The organism is Enterobacter sp. Sphag1F (assembly GCF_014193275.1).
Taxonomy (GTDB): domain Bacteria; phylum Pseudomonadota; class Gammaproteobacteria; order Enterobacterales; family Enterobacteriaceae; genus Pantoea; species Pantoea symbiotica.
Map to the genome: position 1 here is coordinate 887,969 of NZ_JACHZD010000002.1, position 14,541 is coordinate 902,509.

Consider the following 14,541-nt stretch of genomic DNA (forward strand, 5'->3'; position numbering starts at 1 on the left):
CACCTGACTGCAGTTGAGTATCAGACGACTAATTTTAAAATCAGTTCACCAGCCTCTGGTGAATGTATAAACATAGCTAAATTCTTACCGCATTTATAAGAATCGAAATTGCTATCGACTTTAAACTTATAACATTCATTAGATATTTCAGCATATCTATATGTTTCATCTTGTTTCTTATCTATTAAATTTACAGTAAAACTATTATTAACATGCTCTAAACAATACAGAAACTTATCTATCTCATGTTCATTTTTTTCAATCCAAACAGTAATTGCATAACCTTTTAATGTAGATAAAGATTGATTAGGTAAACATTTTGAAAGTTCGATGAAAAAATCATGATGGTCGCAGGTAATTGACTCGATTTCACCTTCAAGAAAATCGGCGTCCTCGCCTATTTTCAAAGCATAAACTCGAATATTATTTTTGATGCACTCGATAACTTCCTCTTCAGGTGATAATTTTTTTTCGGAAGGAAGAAATACTTTTTTTATACAATCTGAATTTATGCCTTTGTCATTAACTTGGTCTGCATCAAATACAGCGACTATATTTATACCTGAACTATCTTTATAATGCTCAGATACTTTTCGTATATTAGACTCACCACTCAAATTATGCAAATAACTTGTAGAGTATAGATATGTGTTTTTAATTTTCAAAATAAACTCAAGTACAAGCTTTGCAAAATCATCTTCGATTAAGAAAATGTTTTTCTTTTCAGGGGAAAGCCCTAATGCATTAAAATACCTGTAATTGCTGCCACACTTCGATACAGTATATTTCTTCCCTTTTTTAGCTAAAACTAACACTGACTTCAACCCTTGAGGGTTAAGTATATGTTCCGAATGGGTTGCCATTATTATATTTAATTTTTTATAATCAATGGTATAAGCTAAAAAATCCATGAAATTTCGCTGACTCACGGGGCAAATAAAGCTCTCAGGTTCTTCAATAAATAGTATTGCATTATTTTCAATATGAATAAGCTTCCAGATAGCTATTAATAGCTTATGCTCTCCCTGCCCCATCTGTTCTGAGTTGTATATTACATCACTATTTTTTTCCTTGACTTCAAAGTAGGGAAACGTCAAATCATCGATTATTCCCTCGACTTCATTAACTTTTACATATTCATATTTTTTACCTGTTATCTTTTGAACAAAGAAAAGGTTTTCCTTTAAAAAATAATAGGGATTTGATGCGTTGAACCAGCCATTTTTCTCTGGTGATGTATATATTTCATTTATAATCCTTAACGCCATTGATGACGAATCGAAATATTCTACATTTCGAACCGCCTCTTCCGAAGAGAGTGTAAAAATTCGCTTCTCCCCATTAATGGTTATATCTACCGAAACATCATTGATATCGCATGAATTAAAGATACCGATATTACACTGGTCTTTTGATAGTATTCTATATAATAGTTTCAGCAATGACGTTTTCCCAATGCCATTCCTCCCGCATATAGACGTTAAAGCTGAGTTAATTTCAATATCTGAATCTTCAAAAAGCGGCACCCCTTTTAGAGATATACTGCTAATCTTAATGCTAAAGTTTCTTCTTGATGATAGATGATTCCAATAATCAGTTATTTTTGCAGCTTTAATTGTATCTACTGACATATGGAAACCCCCATCAAGACTGCATCTGCATAGTTATTAACCACACTAATCACATCATTTTCATTTTCATTTTTGTTATAGAGTGCCTCATGAGCAGCCTCAAGATTTATTTTCTTCATCAAATCTAAGACTTCTGCTTTGCCGGGATAGTTTTTCAAGAAAAATAACGAAATTATGAAGTCTCGAATAAGTAAAGAGCTTCCTGTCATAACCCTAGAAACAGCCCTGAAATTGAATTCCTCCAAAAGCTCTTTAACTTCACCTGTATTTACACAGTCAAACATACCATTCAGATGGCCTTCCTCTTTAAAAACAAACCTATCACGTTCGAATTCAAAAAAGTACTCACTTAATTCGCTACTTAGATTCCCGTTGTATTTCAAGATATTTGAAAAGAAGTAAAGCCATGAAGTTAGAGTTGCTTTAGTTATATGGACTTTGCACTCTGCATTGTCGAGTTTATCCTTTGCCGTACTTAACACTAAAATAGCACCTCTTACAGATTCTATAACAGAATCATCAAAAGGTTCATCTTCTCGAGCCCTATCGTTCAATTGCTTTTCTGTATACGAGGCAATTAATGAATTCTTCTCTAGCATATAACAGAGCTTTATAAAAAGATCATGGTATGCCATTCTTTGATTGCTAAAGCCTAAAAAATGCTTGTCCAACCCATTATTATCTAGATAGTCAACTAAGGATTTTATTTGATTCCTTAAATCCCCAACATAAGCATTTCTTTTCTCTGCCGAAGTCAACTTAAGAGATTCATTTAACCTATTAAATAGCTCGCCGGGCTCTCCCTGATTGTATTCAACAATTTCAAAAACCCGAATAGCATATCGCTCTAATCTATTTTTTATTTTTTGAGGTAGTTTTTCAAATGTCAAACCATCTAGCTCTTTTATATCATCATCAATAGGTTCAATAAATCCATTTATTTTAAACTTATTGTACATAAAGTCTCTTATTGCGCTTAATCTTTGCTGACCATCAAGCACCTCTTGTATATAAGACTCTTCATTTAAAATCACATGAACGGGTGGCACTTGCCATCCTCGTAAAATAGTATCAATTAAAAGTTTCTTCTTGGATAGCTGCCACACCTCAGCTCTCTGAAAATCAGGCTGAAGATCTAAACTTCCTTCATCTATTCGTGAGAAAATAGTTCTCAAATCTGGATCTGTAGTATTTATTTTCATGAATTCAACTCCCAAAATGCTTTATCTCGCATTTTACTTACCCTCTTATCCCCATCGATATATAGGCTAAAATGCTTATCCAATTGCCGGATCTGTCCCATTAAAGACTCCTGTTCACCTTTATCATCGACGTTAAATACCGCCTTGATATCCGCGTTCCTAATCTCAGAAACACGATGGATCACCCAAGTCAAAATATATGAGGCATAATTATTTTCCCCGGTCTTAAAGTGGGTGATCTCCTGCGTTGACAGGATCGCACCAACGCCATACTCACGGCCTTCTTTAAGGATCTTACGCAAGCTGGAAAAATCCTGACGCATAAAGTTATCGGCTTCGTCCACCAGAATCATTTTGGTGAGCTGACGATAATCCCCTCGCACCACTGGTTTACCGCGTTTTTGCATCTGCGCGTAAAAAAGATCCAGCGTTAGTGCGACCACCAGGTTTTGCACTTCCGGGGGGTAACCAGCCAGTTCAATCACAGTTACACCGTCAATCAATTCGTACAAGCTGGTCATCTTCTCCGGGATAGTCTCGAATATCTTGTAACGCGCCAGTTTAGAAAGTGCTGCGTAAAGCGAATCTTCTTCAACCTTCTCCTGATCGAGGAAGCGCTGCCATACATCTTCAATCGTCGGCGCAGTCCGTGACCATGTTGTCGGATCTTCCGGTGAAATCCCCGCAGCTTCGTAGCATTCTAAAATCAGATTTTCTAATTTAAGCTGCTGCTTATGGCCAAGGCCATAGGCTTTCGCCATCGTTTCAGATAATCCACCAGCGGTATGGATAGGTAGCATTGGCGTATCGCCAAATAGTGATAATGGATTATAAGGTAGCTTAAATAGCTTGTACTTTTTCGCCCCCGTAGCATCCAGGAAAGCATCATCTACATAGTCCGACTTATAGTCGAAGATCAGCAGGCCGATTGGTTTACCATCAACGTTACAGGACTGATTGCGCATCAGTTGTGTGACCAGCGATTTAGTAAACTGGGTTTTCCCGGTGCCCATCGTTCCAATAATGCCGGTATTGGTATTCATGAACTTCGCGGTGTTGGTTGGCTCCCAATGTAATGGGCTCTGACGCGCAGCATCATGACCAAACAGGATCTGTAATGGAGTATCGCTAATATCAGGTGTCACCACCGGTACAGCAGGCTGTAATGACTTCGACTCAGGTTCCGGAATGGACTGTTCTGCAGTCGCCGTTGTGACTTCTACCACGACTTCGGGTTGTGACGGACTTGCATCACACTCTGGCTTAAGCCGGTATTTTTTCGGCACCCGGTAACGTTCCGCCAACGGTGGTTCATTCCCTTGCGCAGCAATCAACGAAGGCAGCAGTGAATAAGGGATTTCGATCTGTAAGATATTCTCCGCTGTCTCTTTATAAGAGAGATCGAAACAGGTTGCGCTGTCCACATGCGCCACGACGAAGCCGCCCACATAGTCGGCCAACTCACCTAACTGATAGTCGCCCGTTAACCACCATTCGCGTCGATCCAGCAAGGGAGCCAGTTTGTTGCTGTCCAGCACACCGTACAGGCGCAGTTTCTCCACCTGCATCAGCACCTGACGAATAAAGAGCGCCCGGTACAATTGTGATGCCAGCGTTTGAGGTTCAAGAATGTCCTGCTGTAAATAACGTTTGAGCTCACTAGCCTGTTGGCCTGCATAGCTGTAGTCAGGTCGCGCCCCGGTTTTAACTTCCAGTGGCAACAGATAGAGGCGGTTTTCTTTGAAACCAACAAAGAGCACATCATCAGAGATCGCACCTTTACGATAACCCTGTAAATTTCTCGATAAATCGCTCTCTTTCATTTTCAGCCCGACATTGCCCGACACGCGGATCATTTCGGCCACTGATAACGGAATCCAGCAAATATCGGACTGGTGCAACATAGATTGCACAAATTTGTACGCACCTATAATGCCGTGCTTCTCTTTACGCTCTCTTTCACTAGAACGCAGCATTTTCAGCAGCCATTCGCCGTTAAAGGCATTAAATTCAGCCAGCAAATGCTGACCATCCACAGCAGGTTGCCCTGACTGGCTTCCGGTCTGGAGCAACCGCAGGAACAAATCAACCTGCTTCGTGACGGTGACGGCATCGTAGCCTGCGCAACTGGTGTACTGGTCAGAATAGTGGATAAGCACCACATCTTTCTGACTGGTGAAAAAGTCGAGAGTGACTTTTGGATCAATAATGGTGGTCCACAGCGCGCTATTGTAAGAGTAATTGAGCAACTGTTTAAAATTGCCGCTCACGGCCAAACCGATCCCTTGTCCATGATACTGGCTGTTGCTTTGACGTGCAGGTTGCCACAGGCAGCCGATTAGTCGGGCAAGACGCAGGGCGCTGTAGGACTCAGTATCCACATCACGCAGTCCAAACGCGGTAAAGTAAGCATCCCCCTGCGTTTCGGCACCTTCCCCAGCTATCAATCCATGACACAATACCCCGCTGGACGCATCTTCAATGCGGATCTGGCGGCAATCCACAGGTGCTGTATTGGTGAAAAATGCGAGATGTGCATAGGCCAGCTTGTCGCTTTCTGACGGCAGGGCAAACTTGCTGAACGTTAACCGGCTACGCAGCAGGTCAATCAGCATATCGGCTTCCGCCCGCCATACGCCGCTGTTCAAATCGAGATCGTTTTTAAGCTGCTCATAGCTACCACTTTCAGCAAAGTGATCGAACATATTGGGTAGCAAACGTTCATCGTAGCAGTTCACATGAACCGAAATAGCGTGCTCTTTTTCTTGCTTAAAATATTCTACTAATCCCAGAAACAGTTCTTTGGCATTCCCTAGATTAATGGCATTGATAATCAACGCACTGTTTTCAGCGCTTTGGAACAACCGGGCGTAAGCGTCTGTGAACTCATTGAGCTTGTCTTTTACCAGACGTTTAACGTAGTCATGGCTGACCTGACGCTGAGGAACTGCATCAATCCAGAAGCGGTTTTCCTCCACCGGCTGTAGTTGTGCGTATTCATGCTCACTGTGGTAAACAAACGGCATTAACCCGGAAACCATCAAGCGATCAAGAGTGATGGGCGGTAGTGTGGCGAATGAAGCTGAATCGTTCTGTTCCAACTCCGCAACGATAGTTTCTGCCAGTTGTAGATGGTAGGCCAGCACTAATGGGTGCAGTGGTGACAGACGCTCATGGCTATCATTGCGGCAGATCCCCAGATGCAGAAGACATTTCTCCTGCGCTGTCAGCGCTCTGCTCAGGCCTATTTGCTGGAGTGACTGTTCAAACGTAGTAACAATGTAGCTGACCAGCGTGCGATATTCAGCTGACCACGACACCAGACTTGGCAGGGTATTACGCCGATGATAGTAGGCAAATAACTGCTCATAGGCGTTATGGAGATCGGGATAACTAGCAAGAAGTTCATCCAGAGCAAACTCGCTATCGTCACTTCCCGTACCCAGTAGACGTTGCTCAATTAATGAGGCTTCTAGTATCAACAACTGCTGGCGTACACCGACGACCTTGTGTTCAGTATTATCGAGTATGATGCGCCCTTTTAGTCGGTTCCAGGTTGCATTGCCCTCTTCCTTGAACAACTTGTTGAAACGACTTTGGTCAAAAAGCAGCGGCAGCGTTAGCCCTTCTTCTGCTCCCGGTCCCTCGATGTTAAACGACAGACGGGAATCACCGGAAACGAGCGAAAACTGAACCAGATCACTTTGATTTGCCAGCGTATCAAAATTCACCTGAGCATAATGCTGGCAGTCGATGTCTTCACTCTCGTCATCCAAGGTACAGGTCAGGTTGCCAGACTCGGCAATACGCAACGTGTTATCTTCCAGTTGCAAGGTTATTTGGTCTTTACCTGGCTCAATGCGGAAGCAGTGCTGAATATCGTTTAGCCAGAATTGTCCCTGCTCGACCAACAACACGCGAAATTTATACTCTTCAGCTGAATTATTGCGGTTGGTCAGTTCGAGACTAAAGAAGCATGGATGCCTGTCAAAAGGCACCGATGCCATAATGCGGGAAATCTTGCCTCCCACTCGGCTAGTGTGCCAGAACGGTATATTCTTTAACTGGCGATTATGGGCAATCTTTATCTGATTATCTTGAAGATCATTACCGAGAAAACTGAACTCCAGCTCAACCTTTAATTGCCCTGGCTGCACCTGCACAAGTAGGCTGATGTCACGTTTACCCGCCTTACTGGCACTTTTTACCCGTGGCCAAATTTCTCCGTTTTCGACGGAGACATTCCCCAGCACCAGTTTTTGTTCACTGTTCTGCTCTTTCTCTTTCCTGTAGTCAGAGAAATCTAGCTCACGCCAATCGCCTTTATCGTAAAAATGCTCCTGTATGAATTTTGTACTGAATTCAGGCAGTACATTCTCCAGCTGTCCACTGTAACGTTCAACACTATCTTCTATCTGGCGATATAATTTCCGATTTTCATTCAGTCGGGTGCGTAGCTGCTTCTGGCTATAGTTCAGTAGTTCACCATCTTTAAACAGATGAAGCTCGGAGAAATCCAGATTGCCATCATCCAGCAAGCGATACAGCGACGAGAAACCAAACACGGTCGCGCCTTCATCTAGTACCGTCGCCAGTTGATCCTCCAGCAAACAGTGGGATAATTCCGAACGTTTACTATCTGTGGTAATGAGCTTTTCTAGTTGATGACTGAAAGTTTGTGGATACCAGATAGCATCCGGAGCAGCCACGTCTTTCGTGCTGTTTATCAGGGTATCGAGCATACTGTTGTGAATAATCAACAGCGCTGTTTGGGCAAAAACGCCGCTGCGCCCTGCAACTTCATCGCGCAAATGAGAAATGTAGTTTTCTGTGAATGCTGGAGCCTCGGCTCCGTGTAGTACAGGAATAAGCTGAACACCATTGCAGGGGAGGCAATCAATATATTGCCCTGACGCAATTTCCAACTGATTGCCGTCCGCCAGAGAGACGAATGCTTTCCACAGTTTTAGGGCATTATCGGGATCGGGAGATTTGAACTGGTAGCGCTCGCCGGGCTGAATGATGCTACCTACCCATTCAATAAAAGTTTCTGCCAGATAGGTTTCATACTGTTTTACGGACATAAACGGCGTCTCCACTATCACTCATTCGCTCTACATTTCCCATGCGTTCATAAAACGCCACCAGCGTTTGCGCCGACTGGTTGTCCAGATAAAAACCGCGCTGTTCAAAACCACGCAGCAGTTCGTGTAGGCGGAGTTTGTCATTTTTGCCCACAGTGAGATTGGTCAGTAACAGAAGACGATCCTGATTCAGCACCAGCACTTTCCCTGCCCGACCGCGGACCTGAATGAAACCTGTACAGATTTCTCTTTCCAACTCATTTATGTAATTACGGTTTACTGCTGCCCTATCTTTTTTATCTTGAAATTGTTCAAGAGAAACAGAAAAAAATTGATTGAAGGCACTTTTTAGAGTTGATGCTTGTTCCCTAGCTTCGAGCTTCCGATTCTCAATAAATTCACTCAAATATTTATTAAGCGCGTTTAATATCTGAAAAGAGGTGTCTGGATAATTTATTACATCCTGATAAACCTGCCATAATGGACGTTTTTTTTCGCTTTTTTCCCACTGTAATACTTCTAATGCAGAAAGCATGGGGAAAAGTTTTTCACTTTGACTTGAGAATAGTTTATAACCATATCGGTTCAACATATCACGTTCGGAGCTAGCCTTCTCACTATCAAGAATAAAAAACAACGATTTACTTTTTGGAACTCCATCTTTCCAGTTATCAATATTGAGTGCTAATTGAGCACACCAGCTAAAGGCATACAATCGAAGAGTATTGGTAAGCTCTTGCAATAGATATTTTGGATGCTCTGCTAAAAATGAAAGATCTGACTTGAAACACTCTACCATATAGGGTAAATATGGTTGTTCTTCTGTAAAAGGTCCCCTTCCTAAAAAAGGAGTTATATTTTTAGCAAGTTTACCTAACATTCTTTGTTCGATGAAATTTAAATTATCTTGTATTGGATAATTTAATGAAAAATCTCCTATCAGATTAGAAAATAGGATAGCAAGTCGCTTATCTGCTGTTGAGCCTACATTTATTTTATCATCAGAAAATTGCGCATGGAAAAGTAAAAAAAGTGGAGATACACGGAAAACATCATAGTTTGTAAAGTACATTCTTTCCAATGTTGACCAAAATTCTGGATCTTCAAGTACTCCCTGCAAATCAGATCTGCAGTCATCACGAAACTGAGAGAAATCGTAATCATCAATCTTATGTTTAAGTGCATAACTAAGTACCAAACCAGTAACTATTTTCCAGTCAATATTATTATTGCTGTTACGCACTGGTAAGTAGCTATCGACTATATTGTTTCCAACTTTCAGTTTTTTTAGGGTAATGGGATACATCATGTTATCCCTCCATGCAGCTAATTGATATTATGTCGTCATCTGCTTTTGCACGATAGACTCGGAATCTGCCATCATAAAATTTTATATCGCGGCTAGATTTAGCTTGCTCAGAAATTAATTCAACGAGCTCATCCAGCAGAACTATGGCATTTTTATCGTATTTATTCGGACGATAGCCATTGTTCAATTTGTGCAAAAGTTCAAAGAGATTGAGTCCAATGTGAACAGGAGGAAGTGCGTTACACCCAACCTTTAAATATATATCAAAGCCAGTAGGATGAGCCGTGTGTTTATTACGAATAGAGTCCCAGTCAGGCTTTACCTCTACCGGCGCGGTTATTTTAACCCCACCAAATTCACCCAAAAAGAACTCTTCTTTTTGCATACTTAATTCAGGCGCTTTGCGGTTAGCATAGCGCTGGATACCAGCAATAAGCTCAAAAGCATAGAAGCGATTCAGTGACCTTTTTTGCTCCGGAGCTGCTGTGTAATTACTATGCAAGTGCCAGATTTCTGAGTAACGTTCAAACAGCGATTCGTTAAAGAACGCGGAAAATTTCCGATGATAATTATTACCCAATGACTCGTGCTGCAACAGCCAGAAAAGCCGGATCAAGGAGGTTGCGTCACCAGACTTAACACTCTGGCGATCAAACTTAATGTGCAACGGCTCAAGTGCGGCTAAAAAATCATCGAGATCAGCGTCAACCAGCCCCAGTTCATAGCGCAAAACAAACTGATCAAGTTCATAGGTGTGCAATCTGGCAGGATCAAAATCAGAAACTTTTTTAATCAGATCATTTTCTGCACCGATGAACAGGTTATCAAATAAGTAGCCAGGCCCCATCAACAGATGATGCAGAAAGTCTAGCAGCGTTCGGGTCGTTACAAACTGGTCTTTAATCAACCGGGCTTTAAAGAGCTGCGTAATTAATACATTCTGCACGCCAGACATGCAAAGCAATTTATAGTTTGCGACCTCTTTTAGTTCTGGATTAATTGACTCATCGCGCCGAAAGATAAACTGAAATAAATTATTATCATCGTCACGAGTTAAGTTATCTAATAAGGTTTTAATAAATAATGAATAGTTTTTATTTTCGTTAAACTGAAATTTAGGATAGTGTTCAAAATCAAAAAAAGAACAATTCTCGTTACGGTAAGGACGGCTTGCATCCTGCTGCCCTAATAAAAATGAGTCAATTGCAGACCGAATCACCTTATGGCATTCAGCGCCTTCACGGGCAAAGTTAGCAAGCATTCCGGTGTTGATGCCAATGAGCAATGGAGATGACTGCTGATGATGATTAACAAATAACTCATTCAAAGCATCAATGGCTGATTGTCGAGGGGAAAAGCTATGAGTGGCATCCAGATGGAAATTAAATCGCCGCTGATAACGCGGATCTGACTGACAGCGGGTTAAAATTTCGGACTTTCCGTCCCCGCTACTACCGCACAAAAAAATGATTTCGCCGGGTTTAGCAACATCCAGATAGCGTTGCAATTCGGTTTCAATTTCTTGTTTAACAAAGAGTTGCTCCTTCAACTGATCGAACTCATCCTTCTGGCGGTGTGTCACGGTGGTGACGGAAAACGAAGATGACTTCGCAAGTACACCCAACGCTTTACGTAATGTGATTGCGCTCATAACTTCACGTTCTCTTAAGTAGGAATACACCTATTCTATAAAAGCTACCTACTGATATCTATAAGTTCTTTAACACATTCATTACGTGCAATTTAACATTGCATATTTTTCTATCCGTTCACAAAACACTTCCAGAGATGGCGGATCAAATCCATCCATCTAGCAGCTTCCAAGGTGAGGCTGCTTGATTAGTTACTATTAATTAAACACTTACACTAAATATTCCTCCATTGATTTTTGCATAGTCTAACGCCGTAATCCCTTTCTCCGGTTAGCATCCAGAAAATCAGCCCGCCACTGCAACATCAGCTTGTGCTCATCCAGATGTTCCGCTTTATAGATGTGCGCCGCCCTCACCGGATTGCGTTCCATATTGCTCATCTGCCTTTTCACCGCATCCTTCGACCATAGTCCGGGCTCAATTTACGAACTTGAGGCCATTGTGCGGAAGGCGTGGCCGCAAACATCAACCTTAGTGTCACAGCCCATCCCCCTTAACGCACTGTTTACCGTATTTCCACTCATGGGCTTACGCGGACCGTGATCGCCAATAAAAATCAATTCATGTTCCCCGCAGAACTGTTTTATCTGCTTAAGGATTGCCAGCGCCTGTTTTGAATGCTGCTCCAGATGAGGTGTACAAATCTTTGAACCTGCTGAGAATGTTTTAAATCAGGAATAGGCTCTCGCTAAGGCGGTATTGTCTACATTGAAGTTTCAAAAACGATTTCTGACCAGCGAGTGAAATGCAGCTCACTGAATAGCGGGAAAGGCAGGTAAATGCTGGATTTTATAAATAAAAAAAGACCTCAGTTGAGGTCCATTTACATACTGTTGGTGCCGAATGCCTGACGCGAATTGACACTTTCTATTCAAACGATCTTAAGAATCTCAACACCATTTATCTTTCCTAACCCCTGAACATAATCCCCATACCACTGCAACATCTCCCTTCTCTGCTCCAGATACTGCGCATGGATATATTTTCCGCGAATCGTGTTCTTGCCCACATGCGTTAACTGAAACTCGATCCACGCAGTGTTATAGCTCTGCTCATGCAGGATGGTACTCACAGTATGCCGGAATCCACGCCCTGTCGCCTTACTGTGATATCCAATTAGCTTCAACACCTGATTGATACTCGCTTCACTCATTGGTTTGGTGATGTCATTGCGCCCGGGAAATACCAGCGAATAACGCCCAGTAACCGATTGGATCTCGCTCAGTGCTTCAACCACCTGAGTTGACAGCGGCAGCTTTGAAGTTATTTCAACACTCGCATTCTGCGCCAGTTTTTCAACGTGTTTCCCTTCACCTGGAGCTCCGTCAAGCGCGACAACCTTGCATGCTTCCTTTCGGCTTCAAGCGAACATCTACTAAGGAGATATCAGGAAAAACGCCGATAGAGAGATTTTTCTATTTACCTGGCACGCGATATTTTAAATGCCAATATTTAGCACCATTGGGTATGTTCAGCAGATAAAGCCCGCTGCAATCCGTTAGTTTGTATTCTTTCTCTCATGGTTTTGCAGTGTCGATCTGCAGTGCATTCAGTTGCATATGGGCCCCTAATTTCCACTGAACGAGATAAGTCCCCGCAAAGGCCTCACGACACCAATTGGTTTGAGTTGAACTGAGTAAACTTTGGTTGAGCTCGCGTCAGAAAATCCGGCGATATCAGGAAGTAATAAGCAAATAAAGAAGGTTCAGAAGAGATGAGTTACTTAGAAATGGTACGCCCTACAGGATTCGAACCTGTGACCTACGGCTTAGAAGGCCGGTGCTCTATCCAACTGAGCTAAGGGCGCATAGTGATTGGGTCGGATTATACGTCCAGCGGCTCGCGCGTCAACGTTTTTGCCTCCCACGACCAGCGGAGTGCTGCCAGATTAACCAAAACCCCTTAATGCCGCTTGCGCCACTCGCTTAACGACACCAGATTCCCGCCCTGCTCGGTTTCGCCTTCCAGCTCAATCCCTTGCTGCGTGAAGTGCGCATTGTACTGGTCGCGCAGCGCATGCAGTTCCTGGCTGTCCGGCTCCAGCTGACGCAAGAACCCTAACGCCAGCAACAGCTGCTGCCTTGAAATTAACGGTGAAAACCCAGCCCGGCTCAAAATGCCATGCCAGCGCTGCCTATTTTCGTCGCTGCCATCGACAATCAGCACCTGCCAAATCAGCAGCACCGCCGCGCCATTGTGCAGATGCGTGTCGTTATCGCCCGCGATGTAATCGGTAAACTCTTTTGCCGCCTCTTTGCCCATCAGCGACAACATCGATTCGATATGCACCGGCGGCAGTTGCAACCGTTTAAGGAGCGCCTGCACCGCATGGCGCGAGCTGGCCGTCAGCAGCTGAAAACCTACCACGAACACTACCGCCAGCGTGGCGAGAATTAACCAAATCATCACGTCATCCATCTCATTCACTGCCGGGCATCATAAGCGCTAACGCGGGCGGGCGCCACGGCGAAAAATCGGGAAAGCGGCGTTGATGGCGAATCTCTACCTGACAGCCGCACGCGCTTCTGACAGAATAGGCGCCATCCCCGATCTAACCCTCTACAGATGGATTTCCTCTCTGATGGCAGCAAAAATTATTGACGGTAAAACGATTGCGCAGCAGGTGCGCCTTGAGGTTGCCGAAAAAGTACAGCAGCGTTTGGCGGCCGGTAAACGTGCGCCCGGTTTGGCAGTTGTGCTGGTGGGTGAAAACCCAGCTTCGCAGATCTATGTCGCCAGCAAACGTCGTGCTTGTGATGAAGTGGGCTTCATCTCCCGCTCGTACGATCTGCCCGCCACCACCAGCGAAGCCGAGCTGCTGGAGCTGATTGATACGCTCAACAACGACAACGATATCGACGGCATTCTGGTGCAGCTGCCGCTGCCAGCCGGCATCGATAACGTCAAAGTGCTGGAGCGCATCGTGCCGGACAAAGACGTGGATGGCTTCCATCCGTACAACGTCGGTCGTCTGTGCCAGCGCGCGCCAAAGCTGCGTCCGTGTACCCCGCGCGGCATCGTCACCTTGCTGGAGCGCTACAATATCGATACTTACGGCCTGAACGCCGTGGTGGTTGGCGCATCGAATATCGTTGGCCGTCCGATGAGCATGGAGCTGCTGCTCGCCGGTTGCACCACCACCGTGACGCACCGTTTCACCAAAGATCTGCGTCATCACGTTGAGCACGCCGATCTGCTGGTGGTGGCGGTCGGCAAGCCGGGCTTTATTCCGGGCGACTGGATCAAGCCGGGCGCGGTAGTCATTGATGTGGGTATCAACCGTCTCGACAGCGGCAAAGTGGTTGGCGATGTGGAGTTCGAAGCGGCTGCTGAGCGCGCCTCGTACATCACGCCAGTTCCAGGCGGTGTCGGTCCAATGACGGTCGCTACATTGATCCAAAACACGCTGACGGCGTGTGAAGAATTTCACGACATTGAGGAGGCATAATGGCCAGTTTTTCTCTCGGTAAACATGCCCACGTGGATTTGTGCGACCTGCTGAAACTCGAAGGTTGGGTGCAAAGCGGTGCGCAGGCGAAAGCCGTGATCGCCGAAGGCGAAGTGCGCGTCGATGGCGCAGTTGAAACGCGTAAGCGCTGCAAGATTGTTGAAGGCCAGAAGGTTGAGTTTGCTGGCTTCAAGATTACGGTTGTAGCGTAGTCA

At 44.2% G+C, this 14,541-nt stretch carries 8 protein-coding genes, 1 tRNA gene and 2 pseudogenes; 2 read left to right on the forward strand and 9 right to left on the reverse strand.

All coding sequences use genetic code 11. From position 1 onward, the window contains the following. Positions 1 to 20: 20 nt before the first annotated feature. The 9 genes and pseudogenes from FHW71_RS09670 to FHW71_RS09710 all read right to left on the reverse strand — a co-directional run bounded on the left by FHW71_RS09670 (position 21) and on the right by FHW71_RS09710 (position 13,284). A complete protein-coding gene (locus tag FHW71_RS09670) occupies positions 21 to 1,631 on the reverse strand; it encodes an AAA family ATPase (protein WP_179451678.1) in 1,611 nt (536 codons plus the stop codon). Further along, complete coding sequence (locus tag FHW71_RS09675; protein ID WP_179451679.1) at positions 1,622 to 2,833, reverse strand: DUF262 domain-containing protein; 1,212 nt, start codon at positions 2,831 to 2,833, stop codon at positions 1,622 to 1,624. Before FHW71_RS09675 ends, FHW71_RS09670 begins: the two co-directional genes overlap by 10 nt. Then, complete coding sequence (dptH, locus tag FHW71_RS09680; protein ID WP_179451680.1) at positions 2,830 to 7,917, reverse strand: DNA phosphorothioation-dependent restriction protein DptH; 5,088 nt, start codon at positions 7,915 to 7,917, stop codon at positions 2,830 to 2,832. Before dptH ends, FHW71_RS09675 begins: the two co-directional genes overlap by 4 nt. Beyond that, positions 7,898 to 9,223 carry a DNA phosphorothioation-dependent restriction protein DptG gene (dptG, locus tag FHW71_RS09685; RefSeq protein WP_179451795.1) on the reverse strand — a complete coding sequence of 442 codons (1,326 nt, stop codon included), beginning with the start codon at positions 9,221 to 9,223 and terminating at the stop codon, positions 7,898 to 7,900. The genes dptH and dptG overlap by 20 nt, the downstream gene beginning before the upstream one ends. 4 nt (positions 9,224 to 9,227) lie before the next feature. Beyond that, the gene (dptF, locus tag FHW71_RS09690; protein WP_179451681.1) at positions 9,228 to 10,877 is read right to left on the reverse strand and encodes a DNA phosphorothioation-dependent restriction protein DptF; all 1,650 of its coding nucleotides are present in this window, start codon (positions 10,875 to 10,877) and stop codon (positions 9,228 to 9,230) included. Between the two features lie 202 nt (positions 10,878 to 11,079). Beyond that, positions 11,080 to 11,635 (reverse strand): annotated as a pseudogene (locus tag FHW71_RS09695) (integrase); the annotation flags it as partial. Between the two features lie 114 nt (positions 11,636 to 11,749). Continuing rightward, a pseudogene (locus FHW71_RS09700) lies at positions 11,750 to 12,437 on the reverse strand (integrase family protein). Positions 12,438 to 12,608: 171 nt separating this feature from the next. Further along, positions 12,609 to 12,685, reverse strand: a tRNA-Arg gene (locus FHW71_RS09705). 95 nt (positions 12,686 to 12,780) lie between these two features. Beyond that, entirely contained in the window at positions 12,781 to 13,284 is a 504-nt protein-coding gene (locus FHW71_RS09710; protein WP_179451682.1) for a DUF1198 family protein, read from the reverse strand. 175 nt (positions 13,285 to 13,459) lie between these two features. Here FHW71_RS09710 and folD point away from each other — a divergent pair, with 175 nt between their 5' ends. Together folD and ybcJ are read left to right on the forward strand one after the other, a co-directional pair. Next, entirely contained in the window at positions 13,460 to 14,326 is an 867-nt protein-coding gene (folD, locus tag FHW71_RS09715) for a bifunctional methylenetetrahydrofolate dehydrogenase/methenyltetrahydrofolate cyclohydrolase FolD (RefSeq protein ID WP_036648219.1), read from the forward strand. Then, the gene (ybcJ, locus tag FHW71_RS09720; RefSeq protein WP_007890771.1) at positions 14,326 to 14,538 is read left to right on the forward strand and encodes a ribosome-associated protein YbcJ; all 213 of its coding nucleotides are present in this window, start codon (positions 14,326 to 14,328) and stop codon (positions 14,536 to 14,538) included. The genes folD and ybcJ overlap by 1 nt, the downstream gene beginning before the upstream one ends. Positions 14,539 to 14,541 lie beyond the last annotated feature (3 nt).